This window comes from Sporosarcina sp. P16b (assembly GCF_002743065.1).
Classification (GTDB): domain Bacteria; phylum Bacillota; class Bacilli; order Bacillales_A; family Planococcaceae; genus Sporosarcina.
Genome location: NZ_PDYO01000003.1, coordinates 163,568 through 181,989, shown reverse-complemented (window position 1 = coordinate 181,989; position 18,422 = coordinate 163,568). Strand labels below are relative to the sequence as shown.

General features: G+C 40.6%; 16 protein-coding genes. 8 read left to right on the top strand and 8 right to left on the bottom strand.

Features of this window, described 5'->3' with window-relative positions; all coding sequences use genetic code 11:
* Positions 1-74: 74 nt before the first annotated feature.
* Positions 75-533: a C40 family peptidase gene (locus CSV77_RS06475; RefSeq protein ID WP_099672766.1), complete on the bottom strand. Its 459-nt coding sequence runs from the start codon at positions 531-533 to the stop codon at positions 75-77.
* Positions 534-794: 261 nt separating this feature from the next.
* Entirely contained in the window at positions 795-1,499 is a 705-nt protein-coding gene (locus CSV77_RS06470) for a glucosamine-6-phosphate deaminase (RefSeq protein WP_099672765.1), read from the bottom strand.
* Positions 1,500-1,837: 338 nt separating this feature from the next.
* Between CSV77_RS06470 and CSV77_RS06465 the strand changes: the two genes are divergently transcribed.
* The 4 genes from CSV77_RS06465 to CSV77_RS06450 all read left to right on the top strand — a co-directional run bounded on the left by CSV77_RS06465 (position 1,838) and on the right by CSV77_RS06450 (position 5,200).
* Positions 1,838-1,975 (top strand): cytochrome c oxidase subunit 2A, encoded by a 138-nt coding sequence (locus CSV77_RS06465; protein WP_233189615.1) that lies wholly within the window; start codon positions 1,838-1,840, stop codon positions 1,973-1,975.
* 26 nt (positions 1,976-2,001) lie between these two features.
* Entirely contained in the window at positions 2,002-2,502 is a 501-nt protein-coding gene (locus tag CSV77_RS06460; protein ID WP_099631148.1) for a cytochrome c oxidase subunit II, read from the top strand.
* Positions 2,503-2,505: 3 nt separating this feature from the next.
* On the top strand, positions 2,506-4,158 hold the full coding sequence (locus tag CSV77_RS06455) for a b(o/a)3-type cytochrome-c oxidase subunit 1 (RefSeq protein WP_099672764.1): 1,653 nt from the start codon (positions 2,506-2,508) through the stop codon (positions 4,156-4,158).
* Between the two features lie 352 nt (positions 4,159-4,510).
* Positions 4,511-5,200: a C40 family peptidase gene (locus CSV77_RS06450; RefSeq protein WP_099672763.1), complete on the top strand. Its 690-nt coding sequence runs from the start codon at positions 4,511-4,513 to the stop codon at positions 5,198-5,200.
* A gap of 63 nt (positions 5,201-5,263) precedes the next feature.
* Here the strand turns inward: CSV77_RS06450 and CSV77_RS06445 are convergent, their stop codons facing one another.
* Positions 5,264-6,001 (bottom strand): SDR family NAD(P)-dependent oxidoreductase, encoded by a 738-nt coding sequence (locus tag CSV77_RS06445; protein WP_099672762.1) that lies wholly within the window; start codon positions 5,999-6,001, stop codon positions 5,264-5,266.
* A 202-nt stretch (positions 6,002-6,203) separates the two neighbouring features.
* Between CSV77_RS06445 and CSV77_RS06440 the strand changes: the two genes are divergently transcribed.
* A complete protein-coding gene (locus CSV77_RS06440) occupies positions 6,204-7,796 on the top strand; it encodes a SulP family inorganic anion transporter (RefSeq protein WP_099672761.1) in 1,593 nt (530 codons plus the stop codon).
* A 97-nt stretch (positions 7,797-7,893) separates the two neighbouring features.
* Here CSV77_RS06440 and murJ read toward each other — a convergent pair whose 3' ends face one another.
* Both murJ and CSV77_RS06430 read right to left on the bottom strand, forming a co-directional pair.
* Positions 7,894-9,177 (bottom strand): murein biosynthesis integral membrane protein MurJ, encoded by a 1,284-nt coding sequence (murJ, locus tag CSV77_RS06435; protein WP_099672760.1) that lies wholly within the window; start codon positions 9,175-9,177, stop codon positions 7,894-7,896.
* Positions 9,174-10,271, bottom strand: coding sequence for a glycosyltransferase (locus CSV77_RS06430; protein ID WP_099672759.1), 1,098 nt, complete (start codon positions 10,269-10,271; stop codon positions 9,174-9,176). The genes murJ and CSV77_RS06430 overlap by 4 nt, the downstream gene beginning before the upstream one ends.
* Positions 10,272-10,563: 292 nt before the next feature.
* On the opposite strand from CSV77_RS06430, the gene CSV77_RS06425 reads away from it, so the two are divergent.
* Both CSV77_RS06425 and CSV77_RS06420 read left to right on the top strand, forming a co-directional pair.
* Positions 10,564-11,472 (top strand): C40 family peptidase, encoded by a 909-nt coding sequence (locus CSV77_RS06425; RefSeq protein WP_099672758.1) that lies wholly within the window; start codon positions 10,564-10,566, stop codon positions 11,470-11,472.
* Positions 11,473-11,687: 215 nt separating this feature from the next.
* A complete protein-coding gene (locus CSV77_RS06420; RefSeq protein WP_099672757.1) occupies positions 11,688-13,361 on the top strand; it encodes an N-acetylmuramoyl-L-alanine amidase in 1,674 nt (557 codons plus the stop codon).
* Positions 13,362-13,536: 175 nt separating this feature from the next.
* Here the strand turns inward: CSV77_RS06420 and CSV77_RS06415 are convergent, their stop codons facing one another.
* A complete protein-coding gene (locus tag CSV77_RS06415) occupies positions 13,537-14,706 on the bottom strand; it encodes a pyridoxal-phosphate-dependent aminotransferase family protein (RefSeq protein ID WP_099672756.1) in 1,170 nt (389 codons plus the stop codon).
* Positions 14,707-14,932: 226 nt separating this feature from the next.
* Positions 14,933-16,213, bottom strand: a complete 1,281-nt coding sequence (gene aceA, locus CSV77_RS06410) for an isocitrate lyase (protein WP_099672755.1) — start codon at positions 16,211-16,213, stop codon at positions 14,933-14,935.
* Positions 16,214-16,414: 201 nt separating this feature from the next.
* Here aceA and CSV77_RS06405 point away from each other — a divergent pair, with 201 nt between their 5' ends.
* Complete coding sequence (locus CSV77_RS06405; protein WP_233212184.1) at positions 16,415-17,089, top strand: LytTR family DNA-binding domain-containing protein; 675 nt, start codon at positions 16,415-16,417, stop codon at positions 17,087-17,089.
* A 68-nt stretch (positions 17,090-17,157) separates the two neighbouring features.
* On the opposite strand, the gene CSV77_RS06400 is transcribed toward CSV77_RS06405, so the two are convergent.
* Positions 17,158-18,318, bottom strand: coding sequence for a polysaccharide pyruvyl transferase family protein (locus tag CSV77_RS06400; protein WP_099672754.1), 1,161 nt, complete (start codon positions 18,316-18,318; stop codon positions 17,158-17,160).
* Positions 18,319-18,422 lie beyond the last annotated feature (104 nt).

Below are 18,422 nucleotides of genomic sequence, written 5' to 3'. Positions count from 1 at the left end.
GTCTCCCCTTCTCTATCCGGTATTTTTTCGCAAAAAAATCGATCCTCCAGGTAGGAGGATCGATGTCTCTTCTATTAAATACCCGCAACACGCTTCGCACCTATATAGCGCTTGCCCCAATACGTATCATTTACTCTATCAACACGCACACCCTTTGATGTAGAAGCATGTGCGAACTTGCCATTTCCAACATAAATTCCAACGTGAGAAACACCGCGTCCTGTCGTGTTAAAGAATACTAGATCACCATTACGTAGATTTGATTTCTTTACAGCACGCCCTGATGCATACATCGCACTAGAAGTTCTTGCTACTTTTAAACCATTTTGCTTGAATACATACCCAACATAACCTGAGCAATCAAACCCTGCTCTAGTCGTACCGCCATAGCGATATTTGATACCCGTTAAACTAGTTGCTGTCTTTGTGATATTCGTTGTTTTAGCGGCTGCATCTGCTTGTCCCGCAAATGGCGAGACGATCAAAAGTGTGGAAAGTGCTAGGACTGAAATAACCTTTTGTAATAGATTCATAAGTTCCTCCATAATAGTATGTATTTTCCATTGTGTACTTGTTTATTTATGTATCCATATCTTAGCATTTTACAAACTCTATAATTATTACAGTAATGTAACAATATTATTTCAAAAAACAAACACTATGTTACGCTTGAAATATATGTGTCTAAAATTGGCAAAGCTATGTACTAGGTTGATTGTATTGTACAAAAAAAAAGACTACCCTAGAAGTCAGCTTGCACTTCCAGGATAGTCTCTAATAATACTCTATTCTACTTAATCAAGCTGTAAATCAGTGATCACAACTACATCCTTATGACGCAATAGCTTTGTAATCGGCCACTCCGTTGTAATTTCTCCAGCTTTTAATTTCTCCATCGCCGGACGCTTCTTCTCACCAAACGCCACCATGATCAACTTCTTCGACTTTACAATAGAAGAGATCCCCATCGTTAATGCGTTATTCGGAATCTTATCATCGTTTTCGAAGTATTGACTATTAACGCCCAGTGTAGAGTCTGTCAGTGTCGCAACATGTGTTACAGAATCAAATGGTGTTCCTGGTTCGTTGAACGCGATATGACCATTCTCCCCTACTCCAAGAAGTTGAATATCTAGCGGGTGAGAATTCAATTTATTCTCGTAATCTTTACACTCCTGATCTAAATCTTCAGCCATGCCATTCGGAATATGCGTTTCTTTGAACGGCTTTTTACTGAATAGATGCTGATTCATAAAGTATGCATAGCTATTCGGGTTGTCTGCGTCAATACCGACGTATTCATCTAAATTGAATGCAGTAATATTTGAAAAGTCTAACGACGAATTAGTCCATTCATTGTAAATCGGAATCATCGTGCTGCCTGTAGCCAATCCCAGTACATGCAATCTATTATTATGAAGTTCTTCAGAAATCAGTTTAAATACTTCTTTAGCCCCTTCATCGGGGTTTTCTACTGTTATCCATTTCACATTTTCCATTTCACACACCGGCTTCCTAGGTTTTACCTAATAATAGTATAATTTCAATTCAACAGACGGTCAACATGGAGTACATGTTACCTCACTCTGTATTCCCCCATTTACTCATTGTTACACGTAAACTTATTCGCGCATCTAACGAACTATTCCAACAGATCTTTCAACCTAGTTTACATCATAATACAACAAAGCGTGTATGACAAAAGCATGTAAAGTGGTTGAACATATTGTGAACATTACGTTTAATCTTCTATTCATAGGGATTTCCCTAATACTTTATTCCCCCGCTAGTATTATGATAAAAGTATGAATTCCATGTAGACGAGGAGGTGGCCGTATTGAGCAAGAAGATATCTTCTACAAATCAACCAAAAGAAGAAGCGAATTTAAAAGGTACCCTGATCATGGTGATGATCATCGGGATTGTCATTCTTGTCATGTGGTTCGGCGCTTACGGATTATTCTTATCTAGATAATAACTAGCAATAAAGGAGGAAACACTATGCATTTGCATAAGTATGAAAAAGTATGGATTGTGTTCGGTTTAGCATCATTGGTTTTATTCTTACTCATTATTGGTTTTGCGGCGTTCTGGAAAGGAACACATCCACAAAGTCATATCGAAACAATCGACCCACAAAATGTTGAAGCGAACGAATCATTCCAACCTGATAATCTCGGTTTGACAGAAGTTGCTGACGGTAAGTACGTTGTCAATATTGTCGCTTCCGCTTTTAACTATGACCTTGGTAAAGAAGAAGACGGAACCGCTACTAAGACGATTCGCGTACCAAAAGGTTCCACAGTTCTTTTCCAAGTCACAAGTAAAGACGTCGTCCATGGATTCCAAGTGGCAGGTACAAATGTCAATATGATGGTCGAACCTGGACACATCAGTCGCTTCGAATCAGTCATGAAAAACAACGGCGAATTCACGGTAGTCTGTAACGAATATTGCGGCATCGGTCACCATTTGATGTTCGGCACAGTGGAGGTGTACTAACCCATGGAATTATTTAATTTTTCAAAAAAAGAATCCAGATTGTATATGGCTTTTATGCACGTCACATTTATCTCTCTTTTAATTGGTGGATTGATGGGACTGCTTCAGACGTTAGTTCGTTCTGGTAAATACACATTACCTTTCAACATTGATTACTATACGATTTTAACGACACACGGTGTCATACTCGGTTTAGTATTGACTACGTTCTTCATCGTCGGTTTCCAATTTTCTCTTATGGGAAAAACAGTCGGTATTTCAGACAAACAATTAATGTGGGGCTGGATTTCATTCTGGGTCATGTTGGTTGGTACAATTTTATCTGCATGGATGATCTTAACAGGTGAAGCTTCTGTATTGTATACATTCTATACTCCGCTTCGCGCACACCCTATTTTCTACATCGGTTTGACATTCGTCATTGTAGGGAGCTGGATCGCCGCTTTCACTAACTTCCGTCAACTATATGTATGGAAGAAAGCCCATAAAGGTGAAAAGTCTCCTTTATTAGCATTCATGGTAGTCATCAATATGATTATGTGGTTCGTTGCAACACTTGGTGTAGCATACTCAGTCATCGTATTGATCTTGCCTTGGTCACTTGGCTATGTCGCAACAGTTAACGTATTATTGACACGTACATTATTCTGGTACTTCGGTCACCCGCTCGTATACTTCTGGTTGTTACCTGCCTACATGGCTTGGTATGCAATTATCCCGAAAATCATCGGCGGAAAACTATTCAGCGATCCATTAGCAAGACTAGCGTTCATTTTATTGTTGATGTTCTCGATTCCAGTCGGATTCCATCACCAATTGACTGAACCAGGTATTGACCCAACTTGGAAGTTCATCCAAGTAGTCTTAACATTCATGGTAGTCATCCCTTCTTTGATGACTGCATTCTCATTGTTCGCTACATTTGAAATTACAGGCAGAAGAAAAGGCTATACATCCCTATTCGGTTGGTTCAAAAAACTTCCTTGGAAAGATGTTCGATTCTTAGCACCTTTCGTTGGTATGGTGGCATTTATTCCAGGTGGAGCAGGCGGTATCATTAACGCTTCTCACCAAGTAAACTCTCTTGTTCACAACACGATTTGGATAACAGGGCACTTCCACTTAACAGTTGCAACAACCGTTATTTTAACGTTTTTCGGTATTGCGTATTGGTTGATCCCTCACTTGACCGGTCGTCGATTGACTCCTACATTGAATAAATTAGGTATCATTCAGACGTTCATTTGGGCAATTGGTATGACCATCATGTCAACTTCCATGCACATTCAAGGATTAATCGGCGGACCACGTCGTTCAGCATTCTCTGAGTACGCAGGTGGAGATCAAGTTTCTACATGGATCAGCTATCAAATGTGGCAGGCTGTCGGTGGAACCATTTTATTCGTTGGTATTCTATTGATGTTCTACATCTTCATTCAATTGGCATTCTTCGCTCCACGTGGTTACGAAGAATATCCAATCGCTGAAGAAGAAGTAGATGCTGAGAAATCACCGAAAATATTGGAGAACTGGTATGTATGGGTTGGTATTACAATTGCATTAATTTTATTCGCATATACGATACCGATGATCGATATCATTAAGCACTCTCCTCCTGGATCCATTCCATTTGACTGGCCTATTGGACGTTCTTAAACAGCAGAAAAGCCCTGAACAATCCGTCGTATTCTTCCGGATTTGTTCACGGGCTTTTTTCCATAATTTACACGATGCGATAAAATAAACCTCAGCAATTTCTTATAAAATATATAATCGTCATGAACAAGTAACAAGACTTCAGAACTGTTTCGGGGCCGCAAAAATAAATTTCAGGGTATTTACACACGCATTAAATCTAACTAACTATTAATCTATTGGAAAAGATAGTTCCAAAGATACGTTTAATATCCAATACTGTATTGTATGATAGGTTTATAGGTTTAATAACAAATTAATACTCTGCAGTACAAAGTACCAAATCTAGTCTACTAAAAGGAGATACGTCGAAATGAAGAAAATTGCCCTAGCCGCGATCGCCTCTTTTTTGCTTGCAACAAGCATCTCAGTTGGCAGTGTTGCCGCCGCATCGAAAACGCATGTTGTGCAAGCAGGAGATACTCTTTACAAGATTTCCAATCAGTACAAGATTACGGTAACCGAACTAAAACGTCTGAATTCTCTTACTTCTAATGATATCAAAGTTAAACAGAAACTAATAGTAGAAAATAAAGCAAACTCTTCAAAAACTGTTTCTTCTACTAATTCATTGGGCACATTATCATCTAGCAAGCCAGTGACACAGCCAAATACTTCCATTACTAGCCAGGCGCTAGGTAAAAAACTAGTAGATATTACGCAACCTTTGCTAGGAACACCATATGTATGGGCAGGTGTAACCCCAGCAGGATTTGATTGTAGCGGATTCATTTTTTATGCATTCAACGAAGCTGGCGTTAAAGTTCCACGATTAGATACAATCGGTTTCTATAACCGTTCTCTATTCATAAAAGATCCGGTAGTAGGAGATTTGTTATTCTTCCAAAATACATATCGCCCCGGCATCTCACATATCGGTATTTATCTCGGAGACAATAAGTTCATTCATGCGGGGACGAAAGCTATTGAAGTTGCCTCACTAGATTCTTCCTATTGGAACGCACATTTCATGGGCTTTAAACGCTTTGTAGACGTAAAATAAATAACGGGTTGTCTTGTAAGTCATAATGACTTGTAGGACAACCCGTTTTATTTATTGTTTTACTCAACGTGCAGAATAACCACCATCAATCACAAGCTCTGCGCCTGTAATATAAGACGCTTCATCCGAGGCCAAGAAGAGTACCGCATTCCCCACATCTTCCGGTTGACCTAAACGCTGGAGCGGAGTCATTTTAATCAACATATCAAGTTGAGCCTTAGACTCTTCAAGATTTGCAACCATCGGCGTTTCGATAACTCCCGGGAACACCGTGTTTACACGGATTCCTACCTGTCCATATTCCGCCGCCGCTGCTTTAGAAATTGCACGTACCGCACCTTTAGATGCAGAATATGGATTCAAGCCCATACCAACCAACGCAGTATAAGAAGAAATATTGACGATTGCACCTTTTTTCGCTTCTTTCATATATGTTGAGGCATGTTTCATACCTAGGAATGTACCGAAGCTATTAATATCTGAAAGTCTGCGCCAGTCTTCAATCGTGATTTGATCTACAGTTTTTTCAGTTGAGATCCCGGCATTATTCACAAGAATATCAATTTTACCGAAATGATCGACAGCCTTTTTCATAGCATCTTTCCACTCTGCATCTTCCGTCACATTCAATTGGATAGGGAGAATATCGTCTTGACCGCCCCACTTCTCTTCAAGTGCTGCTGTATTGATGTCAGCCGCAATTACTTTCGCGCCTTCTGCCGTGAATTGCTTTACCATCATTTCACCCATACCGGAGGCTCCACCTGTAATGAATGCTACTTTGTCTTGTAATCTGCTCATCTTATATCTCTCCTTTATTGTTGTTGCTAGTATATACTTTAACATTAAAGTATATTGGATTCAATTATACGATTTGATACTATCGTCTTCAATGACGGAATATTTATACATCCCCTTTTTTATACACTCCTTGTATAGACCTTATGCATACGGTATAATTAGTGTTGTATATATACTCTAAAAATGGAAGAAGTGAACAAACATGTTCAAAGATCCACGTTATTTACATTATAATGCAGCGGGCTTCCGGCAGGATTTAATTGCAGGGATTACTGTTGGAATTGTAGCCATTCCACTTGGGATGGCTTTTGCAATTGCTTCCGGTGTGAAACCGGAATACGGGCTTTATACTACAATTATTGCTGGACTTTTAGTCGCGTTGCTAGGCGGTTCACGTTACCAGATCGCCGGCCCTACTGGCGCATTCATTCCCATATTACTAGCTATTGTACTGCAATACGGTTACGAAGATCTTCTGATTGCCGGATTTCTCGCTGGTATTCTTCTGGTCATTATGAGCTTTCTCGGTGTCAGTAATCTCATTCATTTCGTCCCGCGATCGGTGACAATCGGATTCACTGCCGGTATAGCAGTGATTATTTTTACTGGACAATTCCAAAACTTCTTTGGATTGACGGGAGTAGAGAAAAAAGAGTTCTTCCATGAAAGCATGGTGGAAATCGCTCGTCAATTTCATACCGTCAATACCTTTAGTATCCTGACTGCCGCAATCGGTCTCGTCGTCATCTTCCTATTACCGAAAATCGCTCCCAAAATTCCGTTGCTCCTTATTGCGCTGTTGGTTCCTACTATCTGCTCGATGTTGTTCTTCCCAGGTAAAGTAGAAACGATTGGGACAGCATACGGTGGCATTCCGCAACATCTGCCAAGTTTTCATTTTCCTGAAATCACGTTCGCTAAACTAGTGAATCTATGGCAACCCGCTCTAATCATTGCTGCACTCGGTGCAATCGAATCGTTGCTTTCCGCAGTCGTTGCAGATGGAATGAAAAGTAAGGTACCCAAGCATGATTCCAAGAAAGAATTATTCGGTCAAGGTATTGCCAATATCATTACACCATTATTCGGTGGAATTCCAGCTACAGGTGCCATCGCACGTACCGCCACAAATATCGGTTCTGGCGCGGTCAGTCCAATCTCTGGTGTTGTGCAAAGTTTATTTGTCTTAGCTTTCTTATTACTATTTGCACCTTATGCTTCTTATATACCGTTGGCTGCAATGGCACCCATTCTAATGTTCGTCGCGTGGAATATGAGCTCACGAAAAGCCTTCGCCCAAATCGCTTCGTTACGCTCAGGAGATTCACTTGTGTTACTGACAACTTTTCTTTTAACCATATTCGTGAATCTAACAATCGCAGTCGAAGTCGGAATCTTGCTTGCCGCCCTGTCATTCTTACGCAAGATGAGCGGCTCATTGGATATTAAAAAGAGTAAACTATCCGAGGTTGAAAAATTCAAGTTATCTACGGGAAATGAATCTGAGCTGATCAAATTCAAACTCTCTGGTCCTCTGTTCTTCGGTACAGCCAAACATTTCGAGGATCGATACCCTGAATTATTGAATCTTGACCAGAAGACGATTATTTTGGACATGAATAATCTGACAGCTATCGATGCCACTGGTGAGGCAGCCCTTTCCGCTATGCTCGACGAAGCAGACCGCCAAAACAAGCGACTCATCTTTAAAAGAGTACCCCCTGAGAAAGTGAGCTTGTTCAAACGTAGTGGTTTATATGACAAAATTGGTGAAGATAACTTCTTTATGCAATGAGTCTTGGATTTGAGCTAGTAAGTGGTCAGTATTTCGGCTGTGGTTCTGCCAACACAAAAAGCTTCCACTCAACTGAGTGAAAGCTTTTTTCATATCATTACAACTTCCATTTAAACCGAGCATACCCCGCAAGTAGAAGGAAGTTCACTGCTGCACTGATGACAGTACCATATGCAATGGCCTGCGCACCCATCTGATCAACAAACGCAAAAATAATACCAATATTAATTCCAAACACGCTGATCAAACTAAAGATAATAGGTGTGATCGAATTACCTTTTGCATAATAAAAACGAGTGACATACGTATTGGCCGCTAAGAAAAACATCGACAAAGCGAATACTTTGAACACCGGCACCGTCAGCATAACGGAATTCTCATCGAAATTCCCATAACCGAATACTAATCGGATGAGCGGCTCGGCTAGGAAGTAGCAGAACACCGTCGCTGGCAATAGTAACGCGACCATGTAGAGCATGCCTTTCTTGTAAAGCGCCTTGACCGTATTTGTATCCCCCTCGCCTTCTTTCTTCGCGAGCATCGGATAGATAACCGTCGTCACAGCCGTCATGAGAATCGCTTGTGGAAAGCCCGTTAGTTTCGATGCGTAGTTAATAGAAGAAATCGCACCTTCTCCTAATCCCCCCGCCGCAATACGGTGAATAATGAAGTAAAACTGCAATGATGCACCACCGAATAAAATGGGCAGGGCGAGCCACCACATTCTCTTAATATCCGTCGGCATGCCGAATGAAGGTTTCAGAGAGGAAAGATCTGCACGTTTAATACCCCAATACAAGAAAAGCCCCATTAGGATTGCACTGACCATCGCGCCCACGCCATAGGATTCGGGACCAAGCCATTTTGTTAGCGCAAAGCCCACCGCAACAAATGCTGCGTTATACAATAAGATAGCGAGACTTGATAACTGAAAGCGGTCATTGATATTTAATAATCCACTCATCCATGTTGACATGACCAATACAATTGAAGAAGGCATCATCCAAAGGAAGAGATTTCTTACTAATGTGTAGTCTTCATCACTTAACTCTTTAAAGAATAGATTCAGAATTGGATTCGTCAAGACGATAATTCCTAGTGTAACGAGTGTAGCGGTCATGACGACTGTCGTGAATGCTTTGCGTACAAATAATGGTCTATCCATATTCGACGAATGGTAGATCGATATAAAGGCAGTCGTCAACGCTCCACCGAGCACTAGATAAATGAAGTTCGGAATCGTATACGCTGTCGCGATAGCATCCGCCACTGTCGAGGTACCATATTGTATGCCAATTACGACTTCACGTCCAAAGCCAAACAATCTGGCGACAATATTAATGATGGCGACAGTGCCAATGATCTTAAATAATTTACTCATTTGGAAGATCCCTTTCCATTCTGTTCATACATATCGTTCAACCTTTTGACGATTACTCTTGAAGAATGTTGCTGAATCACTTGTTGCATGACTTCATGTTGCTCTCTTGTCACTTCATTCGCAAGTGCTTCTTCGAGTCCAGTAGCCAAGGCTTGTGCGTTACGTGGCTCGACTAACGTTCCGACATCGTCTTTTAACAAATAAGGAAGGCCTCCCACATTCGTTGCTACGACTTTGGCTCCCGAGGCAAGTGCTTCGAGCGCCACCAAGCCAAAACCTTCATGATAAGAAGGTAACACGAGAACATCGGTTGCTGACATCCATTTCGCAAGTTCAGTCTGGCTGACAGGCTCTTTAAAGCGAATGCCTGAATTGTTGCCGACTTTTTCTTTCGCTTCCGCTGTAAAACGCTGGTCCTTTTGCGAACCTACTATATATAGAAGAAGATCGTCATAGGTCTCTTGTAATTGTGTAAATGCATTGATCAATTCCATGACACCTTTTGCTTCAATAACGTTTCCTACAAAAAGCACTACACGTTCATTCAACGGCACGTCCAGTAAAAGCCGAACTTCCTCTTGAGCCATTGGCTTGAAGACACTCGTATCCACACCCATACTCATGATTTCTACTTTGCTAGGGGCTATTCCATAATCTGTAATGACATCATTTCGCAACTTCTCTCCAACGGTAATCACCCCTGAAGATTCTTGTAAAATGCGTTTCGTAAATTTTGCGATACGTTCACTTTTTTTTGCCATTTTATCTAAATCTCCACCATGCACCGTCACAACGTACGGGATCTTCCATAATTTCTTTGCAAGCAACGATACTATTCCAGTAGGAAACGCGTAATGCGCATGTGTGATACTAATTTTCTTTTTATGCTGTAAAACATATAGAAGGGATTGTATTCCCCATGAAAGATAGTTGGTTATCTTCCCGATCTTTCCTATACCGGGATCATGTATGGCGATAACTTTCACATCTACGCCAGCATTTTTTAATTGTTCCACTTGGTTTCTCACAAAAATTCCATAGGTTGGATGCTCCGTGGAAGGATACATATTACTAAATACTACTACTTTAGGCACGCATAACTCATCCTTTATTACTTACTGTCATAATCTACTAAGCACTTTGATATGTTGAATGATTATACCACATACTACGCGTATATAACGTCATAACGTCCATAAACTGACTATCTTATTTATTCTGATTAAGGGAAATGTCGTGAGTTATTCATATGAACATTTCCTTCATATGTCAGCGTGTAATTTTCTTGTAATATAAATGTAATAATTCCCATGTTTATTCGTGCTAACATATTCCTAGAATACAAAGCGCAACAGTGATTGCGTGAAAGGGGAATTTGAGCACAGCATGAAACGTCTATTAACTCTGATCATGGCAAGTCTACTATTCTTTTCATTTGTACCAGAACTTGCTTCTGCGAACTCACCAACATCATTAGTAAGCACAGCAAAAAAATATATGGGAACACCTTATCGTTTAGGTGGGACAACCCCAACAGCTTTTGATTGTTCAGGATTCACGCAATACGTATTCAAAGAAGAAGGCCTTTCTATTCCGAGAACGACTGGTCAGCAAATGGCAATCGGCACTCCTGTTACTAAAAGCGAACTAGAAGTTGGAGATTTAGTATTCTTTAATACATCAGGTCGCGGCGTATCACACGATGGCATCTATATAGGTAATAATAACTTTATCCATGCTTCTGTGAGCCAAGGCGTCATGGTATCATCATTGGATGATCCATACTACTGGAAGAGTCGTTATATCGGTGCACGTCGCGTTGCGAACTTCACTGATAATGTAGGTAAAGAAGATAAAGTGGCTGCTTCTGCTCCTGTTAAAGAAATTGTGTATGCCACTCGCGGTGAAATTGCACAGGTACTTGCAGAAAAGTTAGATCTTGATATGACAACAGTTAATCTTACATTTAAAGACGTAGATGAATCAAATCCTCACTACAAAGCAATATCCGCAGTCGCTGAAGCGAATATTTTCTCGGGTGATGCAGGTAACTTCAATCCAAATAAAGAATTAACTCGCGCTCAAATGGCAAAAGTTTTAGTGGGAGCATTTGAATTAAGAGGTTCTGCTATTGCGAAATTCTCTGATGTTCCCACTGGACACTGGGCAACAGAATATATCAACATCTTATTCCATCACGAAATTACAACTGGATACGGGGATGGTACATATGGTTTGTCAGATAAAGTATCAGTTGGACAACTAAATAAATTCATCGATCGTATCAATAATTGATGATCCTACCGAATGTTCAAACTCGAACATTCGGTTTTCTTTGATTTCAACTCTATTCCCCCTTATGTACCACAATCCCTTAAATAGTAATGAAGAATCATAGTAATAATATTGCTAATTTACGAACCATGACGAAAATATCTAGTAATTAGTTTTCATAACTGGTAAAATGAACCTATGAGTCTAGTAATACATTATATATTAAGGAGGATCTCATGAAACAAATTAAATGGGCAACAGTCGGTCTGTTGCTGCTAACTATCTTAGCTCTCTCACCTCTCCAGTCATTTGCAAGCTTCAAGTTTTCCGACGTCCCCGCCAACAGTGAATATTCCAAAGAAGTCCATTACATAGCGGAAAAAAATGTTATTAATAAAACACCTAAATTCAATCCTCAAGATAACTTACGACGTTCACATGTTGCGAAGATGCTCGTCATGGCAACTGGTACACAAAATACACAATTAAAAAACATGGAAATTAACGGACTGAAGCCGACTAGTGAACAATACAAGTTTGCTAACATTGCCCTTCAAAAAGGATACTTCCCTAATACTGATGCAAACAGCTTCAAACCGAACGAAGAAATTAAACGCGATGAAATGGCCTACGCGATGTCAGTGGCGTTTAACTTATCCGAAAAAGTAACGAGCCAAAAACCTCTAGGCATGGATGATGTGAAAAATCACAAATACGCTGATCGTATCAATGGTTTGTATTATGCAGGTATTACACAAGGCGACAATAAGAAATTCTTACCGAATAATTTATTAACACGTAAACAATTCGCATTATTCGTTGCACGTGCGATGGACAAGCAGTTTGCATTGACTGTTAAAACTCCAGACCAACAATCCAGCGTGAAGTATGTGCGCGTAGCAACTGGTGATGATACAGATCCATTGAACGTGCGTAGCGCACCTTCCGAGTCTTCTGCTATTATCCATGTGTTGCCTAACGGTACAGTAGTAGAAGTAACAGGCAATCAAGGCATTTGGTTGAAAGTAAATATTAATGGTGCAGAAGGTTATATCCATGAATACTTTACGACAACTAATCTAAATGAAACGAAACCGAATACACCAGTAGCAACAACACCGCCTGTTACTACGCCGAAACCAACACCTGTTGCGAAAACAATGGGTAAAGTGACTGTAAATAATTTAAATATGCGTTCTGCAGGCAATTCCAGTGCACCTACTGTCGGTAAGCTTCAATCAGGTCAGAAAGTAGAAGTCTTGTCCGTTTCCGGGTACTGGGCAAAGATTCGCACTGGTAGCACAACCGGTTATGTGCACAAAACATATTTGAAATTGTTGAATCAAACAGGTAATCCATTGAAAGATCGTATCATCGTTATCGATGCTGGTCACGGTGGACATGATCCGGGCGCAGGTAAAAATGGCCAATCCGAAAAAACGATCACATTGAATGTTTCAAAGAAAGTCGAAGCGAAGTTAAAAAATGCTGGTGCTAAAGTGTTAATGACGCGTTCCAATGATACGTATTATTCACTCCAAGCACGTACGGATTTCGCCAAGAAGAATTTTGCAGAAACATTCGTTTCCATTCATGTGAACGCAGCAGGTTTTGCTGCAAAAGGAGCAGAAGTTTTCTATGATTCTTCTTCTAACGTAAATGCAACAGAAAGTCGCGATTTAGCTTCATTCATCCAGCGTAATATTGTGCAAAAGGCGAATATGTCTGATCGTGGTGTAAAGAATAAAGGTTTCTATGTAATCAAAAATAATAACGTAGCTGCTGTGCTTGTGGAGTTAGGCTTCATTACAAATTCTCAGGACTTTGCGAAGTTGACAAGTGAACAGTATTTGAATATTTATGCTGATGCGATCTACACAGGTCTATATCAATATTACAGCAAGCAATAATGTCATCCACCTCCTAGATATATTCTGGGAGGCTTTTTATATGTTACTATTGTTGGACGACTGGCGATTCTGTGCTAATATGAGCCAAGTTATGGTTCATTACCCAACTCCTCACCCCACTTCTCAAGCAAAAAAACCGTTATAAGAAGCAAGCTCCCCATAACGGATCATTTCATTAGCCAATCAGCTGATTAACCTCTTTAGCAAAAACATTTTGCGCCTTAGAAATATCTACTTTATGACCCATCTCGTTCAATGTTTCACCAATTTGCATAACTGCTTTCTCTAACATATCCGCTGTTGTATTCCCCATATGTCCGATACGGAACGCCTTTCCAGCCAAATGAGCGAGTGAGCCCGATAGAACCGTGCCCTTGTCCGCCATAGCCGACCGGAACTTTCCGTCATCAATACCTTCAGGATACAAAATACAGCTCAATGTTGGTGCCGCTACTTCTTCTGACGCAATCGCCTTCATACCATAGACTGCTAGACTCTGTCGAACAGCACGACCGAATGCCTGATGGCGTTGAATACGTGCGTCTAGCCCTTCTTTTAATACGATACGTAGTCCTTCTTCAAGCGCATACACTAAGTTTACAGCAGGCGTCGCGAAATATTTTGAAGGATCGTGCATGATTGGAATCCAATTATAAATATCACAATAGTAAGCTTGCACACGCTCCATAGCCGCACGAGCTTCCAAAGCTTTCTGATTAAACGCGACCAGCGCAATGCCTGGTGGAACGCCAATGGCTTTCTGTGACCCTGTCAAAACGATATCAATTGTGTTGCCTGCTCCACCGTATTCCTTACTCATGTCCTCATCCATCGCAGTAGTTGCACAAACACCGTCTACGATAACAAGAGCGCCATGCTTCTTAATAACGGGCACAACTGCTTCCAAATCAATCCTTACTCCAGTCGAAGTATCTGCATGTGTTAAAGTAACCGCTTTATACGTACCTTCAGATAATTTCTTGTCAATTTCTTCAGGAGAGACTTGCTGACCCCATTCGGATTGCAATACATCCACTTGAATACCGAATGCTTGTCCCAATTTTATGAAGCGGTCGCCGAAATATCCTTGGCTAACGACGAGAAGTTTTTCCCCTTCTGCCACCGTATTAACAATTGCCATTTCCATTCCAATCGTGCCTGAACCAGCGACTACAAATACCTCGCCGTCTGTATTAAAGATTTCCCTCGTCTGATCAATAGTATGTTTATAGATTTTGACAAAGCGCGGATCCGTATGCGACCATGTCTCACTCGCCATTGCATCATAAATAGAATCCACTACTGGCGTGGGTCCAGGGATTAACAGCATGTCTTTATTTCTCATTATTTAATTCCTCCTCTTAATGAAGTACATATCACTTATACTATACAAACTATCCAAATTTTTCAAATAAAAGAAAAGGAGGGAATTGGATGTATATATCCAATTCCCTCTACATTTCACTCCATCTGATGAAAGATGAGGTGACCCCGTTATCATATGAATACCCCTTTGTTGCAGCGAACGAAACTTTCTCCCAAAAGTCACGTTCGGTAAAGCAATGGTGCTATTAGAACTGTGCTGTTTCAGTTGAACCAGACATAGCCGTTGTTGAAGATTGACCTTCAGAGATAACTTGTGTAACCTCGTCGAAGTAACCTGTTCCAACTTCACGTTGGTGACGAGTAGCAGTATATCCTTTTGATTCATTTTCAAACTCAGCTTGCTGAAGCTCTGAGTAAGCAGCCATTCCGCGAGTTTTGTAACCGTGTGCCAATTCGAACATGCTGTGGTTTAATGAGTGGAAACCAGCAAGTGTTACGAACTGGAACTTGTAGCCCATTTTACCAAGTTCAACCTGGTACTTCGCGATTGTTTCTTGATCAAGATTCGCTTTCCAGTTGAATGAAGGAGAACAGTTATAAGCAAGCATTTTTTCAGGGAATTTCGCGTGAATTGCGTCAGCGAATTCTTGAGCTTCTTCAAGTGATGGGTGAGAAGTTTCACACCATACTAGATCAGCGTATTCAGCATAAGCAAGTCCGCGTGCGATTGCTTGTTTGATACCTGGTGTAGTTTTGAAGAATCCTTCGTTCGTGCGCTCACCAGTGATGAATGGAGCATCAATTGGATCGATGTCGCTAGTTACCATGTCAGCAGCGTCAGCGTCAGTACGAGCGATGATTACTGTGTCAACACCTAGTACGTCAGCAGCTAGACGTGCAGCTGTAAGGTTACGAACTGCGTTTTGAGTTGGAAGAAGTACTTTACCACCCAAGTGTCCACATTTCTTTTCAGATGCTAATTGGTCTTCCAAGTGAACACCAGCAGCTCCAGCTTCGATCATGCCTTTCATCAGTTCAAACACGTTCAATGGACCACCGAAACCAGCTTCCATGTCCGCTACGATTGGAGCGAACCAATCAAATCCGTCTTCACGGCCTTCAGCATGGTCGATTTGGTCAGCACGTTGAAGTGCTTGGTTGATGCGTTTAACAACTGCAGGTACAGAGTTTGCTGGATATAAACTTTGGTCAGGATACATTTGTCCTGCAAGGTTTGCATCAGCAGCAACTTGCCATCCGCTTAGGTAGATTGCTTGTAGACCAGCTTTAACTTGTTGAACTGCTTGGTTACCCGTAAGTGCACCTAGTGCATTAATGAAATCTTCTTCATGAAGAGATTTCCAAAGGCGAGCAGCACCCTTTTCAGCTAGTGTATTTTGAATTAGAAGTGAACCTCTTAGTTTAACTACGTCCTCAGCAGTGTAGTTACGTTTGATTCCTTTCCAACGGCTATCTTCAGCCCAGCTTTTCTCCAGTTGTGTAATTTGTTCTTGTCTTGTTGACATTATCTTCACACCTTCCCAATTTTTCAACGGCTAACTGTTACAGTCTGTTTCATAACAGCTATCTTCGTTATGTATTACTATATAACAGCACTTCAGAATTGTCAGTCCATTTCGACAAAAAGGCTTTTTTAGAGGATGAAAGAATGGTAGAATGGATGAAAGGGCATACATTTGAAGATAACTATATAAAAAGGGGATTTTATGAAGATTATGGAAAATAACGATATCCCAAAGAAAATTCTGAATCAATACGCTTCTGTTTTAGAAGATTGGGTTCCAAAAGACGCTTCTATAGCTATCGCAGTTTCTGACCATTATATCTACTACGTTCCAGGCATGCATGATATTCATTTGAGAGAAGGACAGCACATCCAAACCGGCAGTATCGCCGAAGTTACGATCAGAGATCAGCGCAAAGTGGAAGTAATCATGGATAACTCTCTTTATGGTACATCCTACTTCGGTATTGGTTATCCTATTGATGTACAAGGAGAAGATGGTGCGTTAATCATCATCCTTCCGCCTAACTTCCACGTACTCAAAAAAGATCAGTTACAGTTCCTAACAGGAAAGAAAGAGGATGAGTGGTTCCCGATCCCTTTAGATCAAGTCAGTTATATAGAAAGTTTACATAAAAAAACATGGTTTTACACATCGAGTGAGAATTATAATATTAGTTTTACGCTGAAAGATTTACACCTTCGTTTGCCGAGATGTTTCCTACGTATTCATCGTTCATACATTATTAATATGAATTGTATTGAGAAAATTTCGCGGGATTTTTCTTCGAATTTGGTCATTAAGCTCATCGATGGTACGGAGTTGCCAGTTAGTCAGACATATTTGAATGAAGTGCGAGCGCTTTTAGGATTTTAATATAAAAAAGACTGAAGCCCCTTCCTATTAATTAAGGATGGATCTTCAGTCAACGCATATGATTCATTTCATATGCTATTTTTATTTGTTTTTTTAATCGCATCTGTAAATTGTTTGGTCCCTTTCATCGCTTTCTCATATAAGGAAGCGGAAAGTTTTGCGGTTTTTGTACACGTATTGTTCCAGTCTGCCGCTAACGAATCAAAAGCTTTGGAGAAGTGGTCGTCCGCTTTATGCATTTCGCCAATTGGAATAGCCACTTCTGACAGATCTGCAAGTTTCATGAAGTCCGTCACTTTGTGGTGATAGCAGACTGCAATAACAGGTGTTGCCGTACATGTTGCTAGGATCAGCGAATGCAGTCTTGTGCCAATTACGATATCTTGTTCAGCAGAAATTTGCAGTAAGTCTACTGGTAATAAATTTCGATCGATTACAGTAGTTTTTTGAGCTTCCTTCATTAAGGATTGAATATCTTTCGTAACATCAGCGTCTTGAGGGAACTTGGTAGCGAAGAATGTGATTTCAACGGGGTGTTTAGCCGCTAATTCATCTAAATTTCTCGCCATTCCTTCTATATATTGTTGATAAATATCTTCTTTGCTCTCCGGCCAGTAGCCAGCATGATAATAGGGTACAGCTGTAATGCCGACTTTCAGCGGACGATCAGCTGTAGCTTTGCGCTCACGTTTTAATGAAAATGCCGGATCCCCTATGACTTCTACAGATTTTTGTACACCAACTGACTTCAAAAGTTCAGCTGATTCAGGATCTCTCACTGAAATACTTTCCGCATGTTTACCCATGTACCGGATGAACCATTTGCCTAACTCACTGCTAAGGGGCCCTGCTCCACAGCCATAAATGACATAAGGGACACCAGAATTCTTAGCCATCATAGCGTACGATCCGTATAATGGTGCTTCACGTTTATACAGATCCATTAAAATGCCGCCACCGCCTATAATCAGCAAGTCGAACGTTTTAACAATCTTTTTGTTTTGAAGATACGTAGCACCGAATGTTTTCACTGCGTTACCTTTTTTATAATATAAAGGCGCACTCATCACCTGATAGCGCTTCGCTGTTTGCTTCGGGTTATTGCTGAATACCGTAATGACGTCACTTGGGACATTGAAGGTCGATGTAATTTGTGAAATAAGACTCAATAAAATGGCTTCATCGCCGTTATTATCATTTCCATAGTTCCCTACTATTCCTATTTTCAATTTATACCATCCTCTGCAGTTCGTTTGCTATAAGTATAGCAGAGTGACCTTTTATAGTGTATTCAAAAGACAGAGAAGCCTTCCAATCCAGGAATACGTCAAGG